Raw genomic sequence first — 16967 nt, 5'->3', positions numbered from 1 at the left:
TACCTCGGTGGGTGAGTGCCAGGACAGCCGAAGGGGCGGGCACCGGCCGGTGCCCGCCCCTTCCGCGTCACCTCACTCCAGGGTCCGAAGCTGGTCCACCACCACCTCGCTGACGACGGCGGAGCCACCCATCACCCACACCTGGCCGGGGTCGAGCCGGTCCAGCTCGGTCCAGGTCACGCCGGGGATGCTCTCCTGCTTGACCAGCAGGAGCGGTGCGTCCTCGCGACCGGCCAGCGCCGCCGCAGCGAGCGCATCGGGCCAGGCACGCCCGTTGGCCACGAAGGCCTGCGCCGAGGTCGGGTGGTCGGCGCTGACCGCCGCCGCCGTCCCGAAGCGGTCCTCACCAGCGACCCGCTCGACGTCGCCGTAGGCGCCCAGCGCCGTGACGACGGCGTCGGAGACGGCTCCGGCTCCGCCCAGCACCCGGATCTGGTCCGGCTGCAGGCGCTCGAGCTCACGCACCGTGGCGGTGGGCACCGAATCCTGCCGCACGAGCAGCACCGGGACATCCAGCGCGGCGGCCCGCGCCGAACCGGCCATCGCGTCCGGGAAGTCCTGCCCGCTCGCGACGTACACGACGTCGGCGACGTCGTACGTCCCGGAGACGACCGCGGCCGTGCGGTAACGGTCCGTGCCGGCCCAGCGCTCCACCGTGGCCCCGGTCACTGAGCGCACCGACGTCACCACCTCCTCCGAGATCGCCGCCGACCCGCCGAGCACGACGACGCGCTCGGGCGCCAGACGGCGCAGCTCGTCCGCGGTAGCCGTGACCAGCCGGTCCGACTTCGTGAGCAGAACCGGGGACTCCAGGCTGCCGGCCTTGGCCGAGCCGGTGAGCGCGTCCGGGTAGGTCGCGCCGGTGGCCAGGAAGACCGTGTCCACGCCCGGCTCGAAGTGGGAGGACACCTGGACGGCCGTCTTGTAGCGATCCGCACCGGCCAGCCGGACCACGTCCGGGTGGACCGGGCCTGGAGCCTCGCAGGCCGCGTCGAGCAGGTCGAAGTCCTGCTCCGTCGTGGTCCCGCGCGGGATGTCCCGGCGCACCGAGTCGGGGTAGTAGCCCTCCCTGAAGGCGGTGATGTCCATCGTCCCGACCCGGGTGTCGATCCACCGGGCATACTGCCCGTCGGAGTCGGTGACCAGGTACCACTGCGGCGTGTCCGGACGCACCGGGACCAGCGTCACCGCTGCACCGGGCAGCGGGCTCAGCTCGGCCTCACAGGACTCGCCATGAACGGTGCCCGTGATCTTGCCCCAGGAGTTGGGCGGGGTCACCTCCATCGTCACCGGCACGGTGGGGTCCGTCCCTGGCATGCCGCCGATGACCGCGATCTCCGCCGTGAAGGTCCCCGGCTGCGGCACCGCGCCGTCCGTGGTGACCTCGACGGTCCAGGACTCACCCGGCTCCAGCACCGTCTCGGTCTCGGACAGGATCAGCCACTCGACGTCCGCACCGGACTCGCCGCAGTCGTCGAAGCCGGGCAGGTACTCCACGGTGTCCAGCGGGATCCAGCCGCCCGCGTCGCCGCCGACCCGCACGAAGCCGCACGCGGCCCCGCCGCGGTAGGCCGGGGTGTTCGGGTTCGGCAGGTCTTCCCAGCTGTCGGTGGCGGGGTCGTAGCCGTAGGACTCGTTGGACGGCTGCCCGTCCACGATGCCACCGGTGACGACCAGCATGCCGTTGGCGACGGCATACGAGCTGGCCCACCAGGTGACCGGCGCCTCAGCGACCTCCGACCAGGTGTCGGTGCCCGCGTCGTAGGCGTAGCTCGCCGACAGGTCACCCGACTCGGCGAGGCCACCGGTGCAGACGACCGACCCGTCGATGGCCCCGCACGAGGGGAACGCGACCGGGACCGGGTAGTCCGCGAGCGCCTGCCACTGGTCGGTTCCGGGGTCGTATGCCGTCACCGACGAGCTGATCGGGAGGCAGTCACCGGTGGTGCAGCCGCCGACCGAGTACACCAGGCCGTCCGCGACGGCCTGCCCGGCCGCCGACACGCTCGACGGGTTGTCCGCGACCTGGTCCCAGCTGTCGTTGCCGCTGTCGTAGACGTAGGTCGCCCCGCTGGTGCCGCCGTCCAGGCGCCAGCCGCCGCTGACGACGATCTGGCCCCCGACGACGCCTGCTGCCGTGGCCCAGGCGGGTTCGGGCAGGGGCGCGACCGGGGTCCACTCCATGCTGGCCTCGTCGTAGCGGTGGACGTCGGCGAAGCCCTCGAAGCCGTCGGTGCCGCCGATGGTGTACCAGGTGCCGTCCAGGTTGACGACCCGGTTGTCGATCACCCCGAAGGGGTAGGAGGTCAGGTCGGTCCACGGCTCCTCCGCGGGGCCGGCCGGCTGCCGCTGGGCGGCGCTCCGGTCGGTCACGGCCGCCCCGGACAGGGCGCTGAAGGACGGCTCGGCGTCGGTGGTGCGCACCGGCGCACCCTCGCCCGGCGAGCTGCTCGTCATCCGGCTGCCGTCGGCGCGGAGCATCTCGAAGTCACCACGCACCTCCCGCAGCTCCACCTCGGCCGCCGCGTCACCGTTGTTGGTGAAGGTCAGCTCCTCGGTGGCCGAGTCGCCCAGCACCACCTGGGTGCTGATCTCCTCGGGGTCGACGACCAGCAGGCCGGCGCCGAGCTCGAAGTCGGCCCGCACGGCGCCGTCGGCCACCACGTCGACGTCCTGCACCTGGGTGCCCATCCGGCGGGCGGTGGCCTCGAACGGGGTGGTGCCGGTGAGGTGGCTGAACAGCCAGTAGAAGCCGTCGTCCTGGTTCTCGTCGGCCGGCGTGTCCACCGTGACCGCCCGGTCCTCCGGGTTGTCCACGCTGGTCACCACGGCACCGCGGACCGGGTCGCCGGTGGTGCTGGAGTAGACGTTGCCGACGACGTAGCCGCCCGCCACGTCGGGATCGCAGCTGCGCTCGCCGACGAAGACGTCGTCCACCTGCCAGTACCACGCCCAGTAGGCGTCGTAGTAGTGGAAGCGGACCTGGACCTGCGACATGTCGTCGACGACGGGCAGCGGAACGATCTCCTCGCCGCCCGGCTCCGAGCCGAAGGTCAGGAGGGTCTGCCAGGTCTGGCCGCCGTCGTGGCTGACGTCGACCTCGGCGACCTCACCCAGCGGCTCGTAGCGGTGCTTGAACACCAGCGACGGGTCGCCGACGCCCGTGAGGTCGTAGACCGGGGTGACCAGCGACGTGTCCTGGTGGCCCTCCGGCCCGTACCAGTCGCTGTCGACGGTGGCGAAGCCGCCCTCGCCGCCGGTCTCGTTGCCCCGGCCCGCCGGGTCGTCGAAGACCCACACCTGGCCGGTGCCGGCGTGGTCCACCACGGACCACCCGGCCGGTTGCCCGTCGTCGAAGGTTTCGGTCGGCCCGTCGGTGTTCACCGAGTAGCCGTAGGCGGTGCAGGAGACGCTGTCGACGGGGACGGCGAAGTTCTCCTCCGTGTCGCCGCCGAGTTGCACTTCCCGGAAGCCCTGCTGGTAGCCGGGGTACTGCACGTCGACCACGATCTGGGCGTAGGTGTCCAGCGGCAGGTCGAGCTGGTAGCTGCCGTCCAGCGGGTCGGTGTAGGTGGCCAGCGAGGTGCCGCTCACGCTGACCCGGGCGTAGAGCGGGAAGCCGTGCCCGGAGCCGTCGGTGACCGTGCCGCTAAGGGTCCCGGTGGGTGCCGCCTCGAGCTCGAAGTCGAGCACCTCGTTCCCTTCCTCGGGAACGGTGGCGCTCGCGCTCTCCGGGATCCAGCCGAACTTCTCGGCGGTGACGTCGTAGTCGCCCGCCAGCACCCGGGCCCGGTACTCGCCGTCGGCGTCGGTCAGGACGGTACGGCTCAGCGGGCCCTCCATCGAGACCCGCGCTGCAGGGATCGGGTCCCCGCTGTCGGCGTCGCTGACCGTGCCTTCCAGGGTCCCCACGTCGCCGATGGGCGCCGCCAGCACCAGGTCGTAGGCGTCCAGGCGGCCCTCGCCGTAGACGTTGTTGTCCTCCTCGGTGCCGCCGCACTGCAGGTCGGGGGCGTCGCCCGCGGTCTGGTCCAGCAGGTTCTTGGTGCCCTGGACGTCGCCGACCATCGCCGGCGAGGCGGACCACATCAGCGCGATCGCGCCGGCCACGTGGGGGGCTGCCATCGAGGTCCCGCTGTACACGTCGTAGCCGTTGCCCGGCACCGCTGACCGCACACCGTCGCCGGGCGCGGCGATGTTGGGCTTGGTCTCGCCGTCCTCGCCGGGGCCACGGCTGGAGAAGCCGGCGATCTCCCGGTCCGAGCCGTAGGCGCCGGTGGCGTAGGTCATCTGCATCAACGGCGGCGTGCGCAGGGTCTGGCAGCCGGGGCCCTCGTTGCCTGCGGCCCACACCCCGAAGATGCCGGACGCTTCCCAGGCCAGCAGGATGTCCTCCATGAACGGGTCGGTCTCGAGCGGCACGCCCCAGGAGTTGTTGACGATGTGCGGCCTGAGCGCGGGGTTCGGGTTGTTCCCGGACAGGTCGGTCGGGGCCAGGAACCACTCGCCCGCCGCGAACAGCGACTCGTCGCTCCAGTCCGTCCCCGCGGCGATCCACCGGGCCCCGGGCGCGACGCCGATCTGGTTGTCCCCGCCGTCGTCGCCGACCATGGTGCCGGCCGTGTGGGTGCCGTGCCCGTCGTAGTCGCCCGGCTCGTCCGGGTACATCCCCCCGGTGCCGTCGAACCAGTTGTGGTCGTGGCTGAACGTGCCGTCGCCGTTGTTCCCGCGGTACTGCGCGACCAGGGCGGGGTGATCGAACTGCACGCCGGTGTCCAGGTTGGCCACCACGATGTCCTCGCCCAGCACCCCGAGCCCGGACCACACCTGGTCGGCCTCGATGTCGGTGATGCCCCACTCCAGGGCGGCCGGGCCGACGTCGGTCAGCTCCGCCGGCCGGTGGTCCGGCGGCTCGTAGTCGGTGGTCGGGTAGACGCCCTCCACCCCGGGCACCGCCGCTGCGGCGCTGAGCGTCGCGGCGTCCCCGGCTCGGACCAGCACCGCATTGGTGATCGAGTATGGGGTGTAGCTCACCCCGGCGGCTTCCAGCTCGGCGACCAGCTCGGCCTGGCTGGTCTCCGCGGTCCGGGTCAGCGCATCGTGGACCGCCCGACCCCGTGCCTCCCAGTCGGCGATGTCGTGCATCGCGGAAAGGTCCGGCCTGGCCTCGAAGCGGACCCAGAAGTCGGCCCGGCCCTGTTCCTCGATCTCGGTCAGCACCTCGGCATGAACCGACGGGTCATCCGGTGCTGGGGGAGCCGTGGCGGGCGGCCCACCGGTCGCCCCTACGGCTCCCGATGCTCCCGTGGTGGCCAGCAGCGACGCCCCTGCGACGACGGAAAACCACCTTTTGCCTACCGCGAACCTGCCCATGGTCCCTCCTCACCCGACCCAGCCCCGGTCCACCCGGGATGAGCGAAACCTAGGCGCGGGCCACGCCGACGAGCAAGGCCTCCTCTGGGGCAGTTCTGGGACAATCGTGGTGACGGCTGACGACCCAAGGTCTGCACGACCCCGTCGTGACAGAGAGGATGGGCCCATGAACGCAGGCACCGCGTCGCAACCACCCACTGTCGCCGTCATCGGGGCCGGTTCTGTCGGCGCCACGATCGCCTACACCGCCCTCGTCCGCGGCACGGCCCGTCGCGTGGTGCTGCACGACATCAACGCGGCCAAGCTGAACGCGGAGGTGCTGGACATCAGCCACGGGTTGTCGTTCACCCCCATGGGGTCGATCGACGGCAGCGATGACGTGGAGATCTGCCGCGACGCACGGGTGGTCGTCCTCACCGCCGGCGCGAAGCAGCGACCGGGTCAGAGCCGGATGGAGCTGGCCGAGAGCACGGTATCGCTGACGAAGAAGCTCCTGCCGCGCCTGCTCGAGGTCGCGCCGGACGCCACCTACGTCATGGTCACCAACCCGGTGGACGTGGTGACGACCGCGGCGCTGCGGGCGACGGGGCTGCCGTCCGAGCAGCTCTTCGGGTCCGGCACCGTCCTCGACTCCTCGCGCCTGCGCTACGGCATCGCCGACAAGATCGGCGTCGCGGTCCAGAACGTCCACGCCTACGTCGTCGGCGAGCACGGCGATACCGAGTTCCCGCTCTGGAGCTCGGCCGCCGTCGGCGGTGTGCCTCTGGTCGAGTGGTCGCGCCACCACGGTGGGGTGCTCGACGAGGACGCGCGGGAGGCGATCGCCCGGGACGTGGTGAACGCGGCCGACCAGATCATCCAGGGCAAGGGGGCGACCAACTACGCCGTCGCGCTCGCCTGCTGCCAGATCGTCGAGTCGGTGCTGCGCGACGAACGTCGCGTGCTGCCGGTCTCCACCATGCTCACCGGCGACTACGGAATCGAGGGGGTATGCCTGTCCGTCCCGACCGTGGTCGGCTCTGGCGGCGCGCTGGAGCGGCTGCAGGTCCCGATGTCCGACGCCGAGCGCCAGCTGCTGCGGCAGAGCGCCGACTCCATCCGTCGCACGGCCGAGAGAGTCGGTGCCTGAGCAACCAAGGTCGGCACCTGCGACCAGGGGACATCGTTATCCCGTGATTGCCGAGCGGGCAGCCGACCTGTAGGTTCAGGACCTTTCCCAAGCAAAGGAGCTTGTGCATGACTGACGTCGAATCCCGGCTCACGTCTCCGGAGTCGGTGGGGATGAGCGCACAGCGCCTCGAGCGCATCGCGCCCGCACTGCAGAAGTACGTCGACCACGGCAACTACCCAGGCTTCACGACCCTGGTGTCGCGCCGCGGGCAGCTCGTCCACGCGGGGCGGATCGGCTGGCAGGACCGCGAGGCCGACGTGCCGCTGGCGGACGATACGATCTACCGCTTCTACTCGATGACCAAGCCGATCGTCTGCACCGCGCTGATGACGCTCTTCGAGGAGGGCAAGTTCCAGCTCGTCGACCCCGTCGCCAAGTGGATCCCGGCCTTCGGAGCCACGAAGATCGCCGGGACGGGTGGAACGCTCGAGGACCAGTCGCCGCTGCGTCCGATGCAGATCCGCGACGTGATGAGCCACACGAGCGGGCTCACCTATGACTTCCTCGAGGACTTCCCGGTCGCCGAGCAGTACCGCGCGAAGAAGCTCATGCATGACCCTACGCGCACGCTCGAGGAGCTCATCGACGAGCTCGCGACGATCCCGCTGGCCTTCGCCCCGGGGACGATGTGGCACTACAGCCTGGGCACCGACGTCACCGCTCGCCTGATCGAGGTCATCTCGGGCCAGAAGCTCGGAGACTTCCTCCAGGAGCGCATCTTCGGGCCGCTCGGGATGTCCGACACGGCGTTCGGTGTGCCGGAGTCCGCCCGTGGACGCATCGCCGCCATGTACGGCCTCCCCGACCTGTTCGCCGAGAACATGGCCTTCAGCACCCTCGCGGGCGCCTTCGCCGCGGGAGACTTCGGCCGCCGTGACGTGGAGTCGACCTACCCGAGCGACGCCGCAGACGTCTTCCAGCGCGGCGGCATCGGCCTCTTCGGCACCGGTCTGGACTACCTGCGCTTCGCCAACATGCTGCTGACGGGCAAGGCCGAGGACGGCACCCGCATCCTCGGCCGCAAGACGCTCGAGCTGATGCACACCAACCATCTCGAGCCGGCCCTGCTCCCGTACGCCGTCGGCGGTGCGCCGACGCCAGGTTACGGGTTCGGCCTGGGCTCTCGCGTCGCGATGGACATCGGCCAGAGCGCTCTCGCCGGCTCTCCCGGCGAGTTCGGCTGGTCCGGCGCGGCGAAGACCTATTACTGGGTCGACCCGGTCGAGGAGATCGTCGGCGTGCTCATGACCCAGCACATGGTCGGCTTCGACCTGCCCGAAGCCGACTTCCGGGCGGTCGTGTACCAGGCGGTCGAGGACTGAGGGCGTTCACCCGGAGGCGGCGGCTCTCCGCCGCCTCCGGGTGAGGCCCGGGGACTGCCACCCGGGGCTAGGCAGGGGTGGGGGTAGGGGACCCGTCGTGGGTGTTGTGCTTGGGCTTGGACCAGATCTTCCACAGCCCGTACAGGGCGACGAGGGCCCACACGGCCTCCGTGATGAACAGGCCCGGGTTGAAGGGGGAGATCGCGGTGTAGGTGAAACCGGTCGCCCCGAGGAAGTTCAGCGTCTGGTAGAGCGGTGAGCCCGACGTGAACACGCCGAAGTTCAGCAGCCCGCAGCAGGCGGGTGGTGCGCGGCAGGTTGATCTTGATGTAGCGCAGCAACGGTGCCCGGGTCCGCCCGGGCGGCACGTGCACCTGCACCTGCACCTTCTCGGTCGCGTTCGGCGTCCCACGGAAGTCGACACCTGCCCTCAGGGCGGGTGATGAGGTCGGATCCTCTGTCATGGCTCTCCCTTCCTGCACACAGCACTCGAAAGACCCCCGAGCCCAGTGGCCCGGGGTCCCTTCGTGGTGTGGCGGTAGCGGCGGCTCAGCGACTTCGACTGCAAGCGCTGGCGGGTCTTCGGGTACGTCGGCGTCTGGCGATTCTCACTCAACGCACCATCTACGTACTACGTTAAATAGTAGCAGAGGCGGCATCGAGAAACTCCAACCGCGCGCCGTGACCTGGCGTCGGTTCGGCACTCAGGAGCCTCGCGACACGATGGACACCTGGGTCGATCTGGCTCGACGCGCCGGCCGGATCCGGGTCCTCTCCTCCAGCTGCCCTCGAGGAGATGCTCGTCGACGCGTTCGGCCGCGACTTCGTGCTGTCCACGGACCTGACCCTGCGGTACTCGGGGGTCGTCGCAGCGACGCGGGAGCTGGCGGAGGAGATCGCCGGGGTGATTTCGAGGTAATCGCCTGGTGATCGCGAGGGAGTGAGCCTCAGCGGAGGTGGTCGCCTGACGCAGCCCTGGAGTCACCGAGGTGGACGGTGGGCCAGGCCGACAGGTCCGCCAGGAGCTGGCGGTCGTGCGTGGCGACGATGACCGCCGACCTGGTCTGGTGCAGCGCGGCGGTGAGGTCGTCGACCAGCGCAGCGGACAGGTGGTTCGTCGGTTCGTCCAGGAGTAGCAGGTCGGGGCGTTCGGCGAGGCAGAGCGCCAGATGGAGCCGGCGCTGCTGACCCTGGGAGAGGTGGGAGACCGGCGTGCGCAGGCTGTGCGAGTCGAGGAGCCCGCTGGCTGCCGGCGTCGATGCTCCGGCCTCGCCGGTGTCGCCGTGCCTCGTCGACCTAGTTCGACGCTGCTCGAGGAGGAGGTAGGCCGGAATCTCTGGTGGCCACGGCGGGACCTCCTGCGACAGGAAGGCGATGCGTGCCGTGGGGTGGGTCCGCACCTGGCCCTCGGTAGGTGTCAGCTGGCCGGCGAGGAGCGCGAGCAGCGTGGACTTGCCGGACCCGTTGGCTCCGGTGACCACCAGGCGATCACCGCCGACGACCGAGAAGCTCGTCGGCGTGCGGAAGCGACCCGCGACGGTGACGCGGTCACAGGTGAGCACCGGCCGTCCGGGCGAGGTGACCGTCTCAGGCAAGTGCAGGGTCAGCGGTGGTTCGGGCACGGTGATGACGTGGGCCTCGAGCAGCTCCTCGCGTCGGTTGAGGGCCTGGACGACGCCTGCGGCACGGGTGGCGCGCTGGTGCTTGCCGTGGCCCTTCTCCGGGCGCCACCCGGAGTGCAGCCGGCCACGAGCGTCCTCCGCGGCCTGGACGAGCCGGGCGCGTTCCGCGAGCTGGTCGGCGTGGTCCTGCTCCCAGCGCGCGCGGTCTCGCTTGCGCCCCTGGACCCAGGCGTCATACCCGCCCGCAGAGAGGCGAGGGCGACCGTCCTGGCTGGGGTCGAGGTCGAGGAAGGAGGTGGCGACGTCGCGCAGCAGCGCCCGGTCGTGGGTGACCAGCGCCAGACCGCCGCGGTGCGAGCGCAGCCGCTCGGTGAGGAAAGCCAGCGCAGCCGCGTCGAGGTGGTTGGTCGGCTCGTCCAGGAGCAACAGGTCAGGCGCCGAGCCGAGGACGCAGGCCAGCCGGACCCGGTAACGCTGCCCGACCGACAGGGAGGACAGGAGCCGGTGGCGGTCGGTGCACGCGCCCAGCCCCGCCAGTGCGACGTCGACCCGGCGCTCGGCGTCCCAGGCGTCCACGGTTGTCGCGACGGCCAGGGCCTCCGCGTACTGCTCGTCGGCACCGGGCCGCTGTCGGGCCAGGGCGTGGGTTGCCCGCTCGAGCCTTCTCAGGGCCTCCAGGGAGTCTGCGATGGTCGACTGGACGATGGACCCGACGGTCTCGTCGCCGCTGACCGCCAGCGTTTGCTCGACCACGGCCAGGGTGCCGGTCCGTGAGACGGTCCCGGCGTCCGGCGCGGTGAGCCCCGCGAGGACGCGGAGCAGCGTCGTCTTCCCGCGCCCGTTCTCGCCGACGATGGCCAGGCGGGACCGCGCGGAGAGGACGAGATCCACGTCGCTCAGCACGCGACGGTCACCCAGGGTGACGTGGACGCCATCGGCGCGGATGTGGGCAGCGGCGCCGGCAGGAATGCCGGATCGTGGAGGAAGCTTGCGGTCGGGGTGCTGCACGGTGGTCTCCTCGGCTCGTCGTGGGAGCCGGGCAGCACGAGGGGCCGCCCGGCCAGGACCAGGACGGCGAGCAGAGGGGACGGGTCACGCTGGACTCTGCCGCCGTCAGCGGCGAGTCCAGGGCTTCACGAGGGCGGTACCGAACACGCCCCCGAGGGTAGAGGAACCCGAGCCACCACGCCCAGGGGTTATCGGGGCCTGACCAGGCAGCTATCCGCGTCAGGATGCCTGCGCGTGCTCCCGCTCCCGCAGCGCATCTTCGAGGAGAGCGACCAGCGCCTCGAGCTGCACGTCGGCGGAGTCGACGATCTCCGTGTCGGCCCCGTCGAGGGCCCGAGCGGCCAGCCCCGCCTTGCTGTCGATGAGCTCGGCGATCCTCGTGTCGAGGGTCTGCGCGGCGATGATCCGCCACGCCGTGACCGGCTCGCCCTGCCCGATCCGGTGGACGCGGTCGATGGCCTGGGTCTGCTCGGCGTCCGTCCAGGACAGCTCGGCGAGCACCAGGTTCGAGGCGATCTGCAGGTTGAGGCCGACGCCCGCAGCCGTCAACGAGCACACGACGACTGCGACGTCCGGGTCGTGGGTGAACGCGTCGATGTGCTTCTGCCGGGCCGCCGCGGTCTGGTCGCCGCGGATGGAGGCATAGCGGATGCCGCGTTTGGCGAACGTCTCCTCGGCGGTGTCCATGACATCGATGTGCTTGGCGAAGAAGACCACCTTGCCGGCGCTGCGGGCGAGCTGGGCGGCGTAGTCGGCCGCCAGCCCCGCCTTGGCCTGACCGATGCGCCGCATCATGGTGAACACGTTCTCGTCCGACTTCTTGGTGCTCTTGCTCGCCCGCTCCCACGCGGCGACCTGACGCACCAGGCCGTGGTCGATGCCCTCGATGACCTCGCCCCCGTGGCGTGCCTCCAGGGTCCGCTCGTAGCGGTCGACCAGGCGGCGGGCGAGGCTCTGCTCGGCGGCCCGGATGGACCGCCCTGCCTCGCCGTCGATCTCGACGGGGACGTCGGCCACGCGGCGCGCGGGAAGGTCGGCGGCGACGTCGACCTTGCGCCGCCGGACGATGCCGCGGTCGATGACGGCCGCGCGCGCCGCGGCCAGGAAGCCGCGGTCGGCAGGTGTCAACCCGGTCTCCTCCAGCGCCGCCATCAGCTCACCGACCGGCTTGGTCTCGTCGATCCACCCGAGGAGCTGCCAGATCGCCGTGAAGTCCTCGATGTCGTTGATCAACGGCGTGCCGGTGAGCGCCATCACGAGGGGGTTCGCGGTCCGCTCGCGGATGCGCTCGGAGAGGTGCAGGACGTTCTGGGACCGCTGGGACTTCCGGTTCTTGATGTAGTGCGCCTCGTCGACCACCATGCCGCGCAGACCGAGATCGCCGAGCCAGCCCACGTGCCGGTCGAGGACCTCGTAGTTGACGATGATGATGTCCGCGAACCCGTCGATCGTCTCGCCGTCGCCGTACACCACCGTCGCGGGATGGCGGGGCGTCCACAGCCTGGCCTCGCGCGCCCAGTTCATCTTCACGACGTTCGGGACGACCACGAGCAAGGGGTATGCGTTCGCGGCCTCCGCAGCGAGCAGCGCCTGCGCCGTCTTGCCCAGGCCGGGCTCGTCGGCCAGCAGGAACGTGCGGTGCCCCTCCGCCGCGGCGGCGACCACCTGCGCCTGGTGCGGCATGAGGTGCAGCCCGCCGGTCACCCCGGTGGAGGTCGGATCCGGCAGGTCCATGCACGACGACGTGCCCCCGGCCTCGAACGACCTCAGCAACGGCTCGATGAGCTCCCAGCCGGCGAGGCGGCGCGGCTTCGCAGTGCGCACGGCGACGGCGGAGTAGTCGGGTGGGAGGAAGGGGTTGGCGAGCTGCCGGGACACCACCGACTGAGGCACCACGCGGCGCTGCTCGGCGGCGGTGGGCTCGGCCGGCTCGGGCGCCTCGGCGGGCTCGTGGGGGACCTCGATGCCGGCCGCCTCGAGGAGCTCACGGCGCAGCGACCGCGCGCGGTCGGAGATGACGGCGTCGTCGGCGAGCAGCCCGAGCAGGGAGGCGTCCCGGGCGGCAGTGGTCGCGAGGATGGTGGCGATGCCGTCGAGGCGTTTCAGGTCCTCGGTCCGTCGGGCCGCCGCCTTGGTCTCGTCCGCCTTCACGCGGGCGCGCTCCTCGCGCATGAGCAGCGCCACGACCTGGAACTTGGTCCGGGTCGACGGCGACGCGTGGCCGCGCTGGACCGCGGACTCGACCTCGCGGACGACCTTGGCCAGCACCTGGATGAGGCCGTCGTTGTCGGGGCGGGGTCGCCGCTGGGTGCGCGTGCGTGCGCCGTTCTGGCGCGGGGCTCTGCGAGCCACGAACTCCTCCTCGGAGCGATCGGTCAGGTCACCAGCGACGGGGCGAGCCCGCACCGCGCCCGCGGCGGGGCGCTGGACGCGTCAGCAGCCTTGAGCTGGAGACGTCCCCCGGTGCGAGCTGGTCCAGCGGATCTGCAGGAGATCGACGCTCGGACGTGTCCAGCCGCGATGGCATCACTAGCGTACCGCGTTCTCGGGAGTCCTCAGTTCTGGGTACGCCCCCGACCACGTGGGTCAGCGGCGGTCGGCCTGGCCGCGGTCATCCTCAGCCCGTCGTGGTGGTGGGCGCGGCCCGGCTGGCGCTACCGTACCGGCATGCCCTCGGGCCTCTCCCCACGTCTGGCGGCCATCGTGGACGCCCTCCCGCTGACCCCGCGGTCCCGCGTGCTGGAGATCGGGTGCGGGACGGGCGCCGCGGCGCGAGCGATCGCCCGTCGGCTGGACACCGGCCACATCCTGGCGATCGACCGCTCGGCCACGGCGGTCGCGCAGACCCGCTCAGGCTCAGCCGCCGAGATCGAATCAGGGCGGATGAGCGTCCGCCAGGTGGCGGTCGAGTCGTTCGTCATGGAGCCGGGCGATCTTGCCTTCGACATCGTCCTCGCCGTCCGCGTCGGCGCGCTGGACGGTCGGCATCCCGACGTCGGGCAGCGCGCGGCGCAGCGCCTCCTGGCGGCGCTCGCTCCGGCCGGCAGGGTCTTCATCGACGGTGGTCAGCCCCTCCGGGAGCTGGACCTCTCGACGTGGGTCTAGACCGGACCTGCGTCCTCGCGCGTCGCGGGCCCGGGATCGCGGGTCTACCGTGGCCATCGTGAGGTATGCCGTCAGCCTGCCGCCGTTCACCGACCCGGCCACGGTCCTCGGCTGGGCCCGCGCCGCCGAGGGCGCCGGCTGGGACGGGTTCTTCCTCTGGGACCACGTGCAGTGGCGACCCGGGGTCGCGCCGTTGGATCCGTGGGTAATGCTCGGGGCGGTCGCGGCGGTGACCGAGCGGATGCGGCTCGGCACCCTGGTCACGCCGCTGTCGCGTCGGCGTCCGTATGCGGTCGCCAAGCAGGTCGCCACGCTGGACCGGCTCAGCGGCGGGCGGGCGGTGCTGGGCGTGGGCCTGGGTGAGCCGCCGGACCGGGACTTCGCGGACCTGGGGGAGGAGGCGGACCCGCGCGTCCGGGCGACCATGCTGGACGAGGCGCTGCAGGTGATCGACCAGCTGCTGCGCGGCCCGACCGACCACACCGGGGAGCACTACAGGGTCAAGGCCGACCTGCACCCGCGCCCCGTGCAGCGGCCCCGACCACCGATCTGGGTCGCCGGCGTCACCCCGCACCGGCGGCCCCTGGCGCGGGCACGCCGCTGGGACGGCGTGGTCCCGATCGGTGGCCAGGAGGACCTCTCCCCGCAGGATCTGGCCACCTACCTCGCTCTTGACGGCCGCCCCACCCGCGAGGGGTGGGATGTCGTCGTCCACCCAGCCGCGGGCTTCTCGGCCCAGGAGTACGCCGAGGCCGGCGCGACCTGGCTGGTCCGGTCGGTCATGCCAGCCGGGAGTGACAACTGGGAGGCTGAGGCCGAGGTGATGGTCCGTCAGTCTCCGGGTGCCGCGTCCTGTCCATCCTCGACGGGCAGCGTCAACGCCGACGACACCGACGGCGGCGGCGAGAAGGGCGAGCACAGCAGATGACTTTCCCACGGCATACCCTGCTCATCCTCGGCGCCGGGGGCGACCTCACGGCCCGACTGCTCCTTCCCGGACTGGCGGAGGTGCTCCACCAGCGCGAGCTCGACCTCGACCTGGTCGGTGTCGACCGCGCCGACTGGGGGGACGAGGGCTGGCGCACGCGGGTCGCCCAGTCGTTCGCCGTCTCCGGGCTGCAGGGGAGCCGCCAGGACGAGGTGGTCGGCGCGGCACGCTACGTCCAGGCGGACGTGACCGACCGGGACAGTCTGGAGCGCGCGCTGACGGGCAGCGCAGACCGGCTCATCGTGTACTTCGCCCTGCCGCCGGCCGTCACGGTGCGCGCCTGCCAGGCGTTGGCAGGGATCGACCTGCCGACCGACGCCCGGCTGGTGCTGGAGAAGCCGTTCGGGACCGACGTCGAGGGTGCGGAGAAGCTCAACGACCTGGTGACGGGCGTCGTCCCGGAGGGGCAGGTGTACCGGGTCGACCACTACCTGGGGATGTCCACCGTGCTGAACATCCTCGGGCTCCGCTTCACCAACCGCGTGCTGGAGTCTGTCCTGGACAACACGCAGGTCGAGAGTGTCGACATCACCTTCGAGGAGAGCCTCGCCCTGGAGGGCAGGGCCGGCTACTACGACGGCACCGGGGCCCTGGTCGACATGATCCAGAGCCACGCCCTGCACGTCCTCTCGTTCCTGGCGATGGAGCCACCCAGCAGCATCGAGGCACGCGACATCCGCGACGGCACCGCGGCGGTGCTCCGGGCCACCCGCGTGTGGGACGGAGATCCGGTCGCGAGCAGCCGGCGAGGCAGGTACACCGCGGGTGATGTCGAGGGCCGGTCGGTCCCCTCCTACGTCGACGAGCCAGGGGTCGACCCGGCGCTGGAGACCGAGACGTATGCCGAGGTCACGGTCGAGGTGAACAACTGGCGCTGGGCGGGGGTGCCGTTCCGGCTCCGTGCGGGTAAGGCTCTCAGCGCGCTCAACAAGAGAGCCACCATCACCTTCAAGCAGCCGGCCTGGGTGCCGCGGGGCCTGTACGGCCACGAGTCGCCCGACCGGGTGCACATCGGGCTTGACCCGGAGGTGCTGCAGATCGACTTCAACGTGACCGGCCCCGGAGACCCCCGTGGCGTGGACCGGGTGGCGATGAACGCCAGCTTCGGGACCAGCCACCTGCCGCCTTACGGCCAGGTCCTCGCGGGCGTGCTCGACGGCGACCCCACGCTGTCGGTCCGCGGCGACCACGCTGTCGAGACCTGGCGGATCGTGGAGCCGGTGCTGGAGGCCTGGCGCAACGGCGCAGTGCCCCTGGAGGGGTACCCCGCCGGCACGACCCTGCCCCGCTCGGGCTCACCGCGCGGCCGCGTCGGCTGACCCGGTCGTCCCTCAGTCGAAACCTTCCACCTCCGGGGTGACCCCTGGGTCATCTCCTCCTGCCGAGCCTTCCTCCCACGACAGAGGCAGCACGTTCAGGCCGCGGTAGCTGGTCCCGCCCTGCCAGGAGTGGAAGACGACGTAGTCCTGCCCGTCCGGCCCGGTGACGATGTCCTGGCCGCCCGGCCCGACATACTCCGCCGAGGGCCCGATGCTGGCCAGGAGCGGCTCAGGGTCCTTGGTGTAGGGCCCGGTGACCGCGTCGGCGGTCGCGTACCCCACGGCATACCCCGCGCCCCCGTAGTCGTTGGCGGAGTAGAGGAGCACGTAGGTGCCGTCGCGCTCCACCAGCGTCGGCGCCTCGACCAGGTTGCCCTCCCACTCCTGGTCCTGCTTCACCAGCCGGGTCGCGGGCCCGTCCAGCGAGAGCCCGTCGGTCGCGAGCGGGGCCAGGTGGAGCCAGGTGTCCAGGCCGCAGCAGTTGCCGTCGTTCTTCCAGAGCAGGTAGTGGGTGCCGTCCTCGTCGAGGAAGGTCGCCGCGTCGATGGCACCACCCTCGTCCTCGGGGCAGACCAGCATCCCCTCACCCACCACCTCGAACGGCCCCTCCGGGCTCGTGGACACCGCCGTGCCGATGCACTGCAGGGTCGGCTGGTAGTTGGTCGCGGTGAAGTACAGGACGTAGCCGTCCCCGACCGCGCTCACCTCGGGCGCCCAGGTCTTGCCCGGGATGACCCAGGACGGCAGCTCGGGCAAGGCGTCCCCGAGCTGCTCCCACGTCACCAGGTCCGTCGACCTGGCCACCCGGACGTTCTGGTTGTTGCCGTTCGTCGCGTACGCGTAGTAGACGCCGTCCACCTCGAGCACGTCGGGGTCGGGGAAGTCGTCGTTGATGACCGGGTTCTGGTCCGCCGGCGTGCCCGTGCCCGTGGTGGCTGCGGACTCGTCCTGGGCGGTGCCGGCGGGGGAGTCTTCGGGTGTCGAGGACGCGGAGCAGGCCGTGAGCACCGCGAGCGTCCCGAGCGCGAGCAGTGCGCAGGCCCGCCTCAGCCTGTGCAC

The 16967-nt window shown here is 71.5% G+C and carries 11 protein-coding genes; 6 read left to right on the top strand and 5 right to left on the bottom strand.

The features are described from left to right. Positions 1–72 precede the first annotated feature (72 nt). A complete protein-coding gene (locus ESZ52_RS10555; protein WP_238154556.1) occupies positions 73–5220 on the bottom strand; it encodes a cell wall-binding repeat-containing protein in 5148 nt (1715 codons plus the stop codon). Positions 5221–5539: 319 nt separating this feature from the next. Here ESZ52_RS10555 and ESZ52_RS10550 point away from each other — a divergent pair, with 319 nt between their 5' ends. Both ESZ52_RS10550 and ESZ52_RS10545 read left to right on the top strand, forming a co-directional pair. Beyond that, positions 5540–6502 carry an L-lactate dehydrogenase gene (locus tag ESZ52_RS10550; RefSeq protein ID WP_131104906.1) on the top strand — a complete coding sequence of 321 codons (963 nt, stop codon included), beginning with the start codon at positions 5540–5542 and terminating at the stop codon, positions 6500–6502. Between the two features lie 107 nt (positions 6503–6609). Next, positions 6610–7866 carry a serine hydrolase domain-containing protein gene (locus tag ESZ52_RS10545; protein WP_131104905.1) on the top strand — a complete coding sequence of 419 codons (1257 nt, stop codon included), beginning with the start codon at positions 6610–6612 and terminating at the stop codon, positions 7864–7866. A 67-nt stretch (positions 7867–7933) separates the two neighbouring features. Here ESZ52_RS10545 and ESZ52_RS20125 read toward each other — a convergent pair whose 3' ends face one another. Beyond that, entirely contained in the window at positions 7934–8278 is a 345-nt protein-coding gene (locus ESZ52_RS20125) for a CBU_0592 family membrane protein (RefSeq protein WP_425600010.1), read from the bottom strand. Positions 8279–8662: 384 nt separating this feature from the next. Here ESZ52_RS20125 and ESZ52_RS19905 point away from each other — a divergent pair, with 384 nt between their 5' ends. Next, complete coding sequence (locus tag ESZ52_RS19905) at positions 8663–8785, top strand: hypothetical protein (protein WP_272948378.1); 123 nt, start codon at positions 8663–8665, stop codon at positions 8783–8785. A 28-nt stretch (positions 8786–8813) separates the two neighbouring features. Here the strand turns inward: ESZ52_RS19905 and ESZ52_RS10535 are convergent, their stop codons facing one another. Both ESZ52_RS10535 and ESZ52_RS10530 read right to left on the bottom strand, forming a co-directional pair. Further along, positions 8814–10496, bottom strand: coding sequence for an ABC-F family ATP-binding cassette domain-containing protein (locus tag ESZ52_RS10535; RefSeq protein ID WP_202865321.1), 1683 nt, complete (start codon positions 10494–10496; stop codon positions 8814–8816). Positions 10497–10715: 219 nt separating this feature from the next. Next, complete coding sequence (locus ESZ52_RS10530) at positions 10716–12848, bottom strand: DEAD/DEAH box helicase (protein ID WP_131104904.1); 2133 nt, start codon at positions 12846–12848, stop codon at positions 10716–10718. Between the two features lie 315 nt (positions 12849–13163). On the opposite strand from ESZ52_RS10530, the gene ESZ52_RS10525 reads away from it, so the two are divergent. The 3 genes from ESZ52_RS10525 to ESZ52_RS10515 are packed head-to-tail and all read left to right on the top strand — an operon-like array spanning position 13164 to position 15908. Beyond that, the gene (locus tag ESZ52_RS10525; RefSeq protein WP_131104903.1) at positions 13164–13601 is read left to right on the top strand and encodes a methyltransferase domain-containing protein; all 438 of its coding nucleotides are present in this window, start codon (positions 13164–13166) and stop codon (positions 13599–13601) included. Positions 13602–13659: 58 nt separating this feature from the next. Then, positions 13660–14529, top strand: a complete 870-nt coding sequence (locus ESZ52_RS10520; RefSeq protein ID WP_181009996.1) for an LLM class flavin-dependent oxidoreductase — start codon at positions 13660–13662, stop codon at positions 14527–14529. Beyond that, a complete protein-coding gene (locus tag ESZ52_RS10515; RefSeq protein ID WP_131104901.1) occupies positions 14526–15908 on the top strand; it encodes a glucose-6-phosphate dehydrogenase in 1383 nt (460 codons plus the stop codon). The genes ESZ52_RS10520 and ESZ52_RS10515 overlap by 4 nt, the downstream gene beginning before the upstream one ends. A gap of 12 nt (positions 15909–15920) precedes the next feature. Here ESZ52_RS10515 and ESZ52_RS10510 read toward each other — a convergent pair whose 3' ends face one another. Further along, positions 15921–16967 carry a glycoside hydrolase family 43 protein gene (locus ESZ52_RS10510; protein WP_238154558.1) on the bottom strand — a complete coding sequence of 349 codons (1047 nt, stop codon included), beginning with the start codon at positions 16965–16967 and terminating at the stop codon, positions 15921–15923.

Origin of the sequence: Ornithinimicrobium sufpigmenti, from assembly GCF_004322775.1 — a bacterium.
GTDB classification, from domain to species: domain Bacteria; phylum Actinomycetota; class Actinomycetes; order Actinomycetales; family Dermatophilaceae; genus Ornithinicoccus; species Ornithinicoccus sufpigmenti.
The sequence above is the reverse complement of the archived record's forward strand: the minus strand, read 5'-3'. Positions and strand labels throughout refer to the sequence as shown.

What these genes read in the sequence shown, in the direction of transcription:
- ESZ52_RS10550 (WP_131104906.1), top strand. Translation starts at nt 5,540, where the DNA reads ATGAACGCAGGCACCGCGTCGCAACCACCCACTGTCGCCGTCATCGGG.
- ESZ52_RS19905 (WP_272948378.1), top strand. Translation starts at nt 8,663, where the DNA reads ATGCTCGTCGACGCGTTCGGCCGCGACTTCGTGCTGTCCACGGACCTG.
- ESZ52_RS10525 (WP_131104903.1), top strand. Translation starts at nt 13,164, where the DNA reads ATGCCCTCGGGCCTCTCCCCACGTCTGGCGGCCATCGTGGACGCCCTC.
- ESZ52_RS10545 (WP_131104905.1), top strand. Translation starts at nt 6,610, where the DNA reads ATGACTGACGTCGAATCCCGGCTCACGTCTCCGGAGTCGGTGGGGATG.
- ESZ52_RS10515 (WP_131104901.1), top strand. Translation starts at nt 14,526, where the DNA reads ATGACTTTCCCACGGCATACCCTGCTCATCCTCGGCGCCGGGGGCGAC.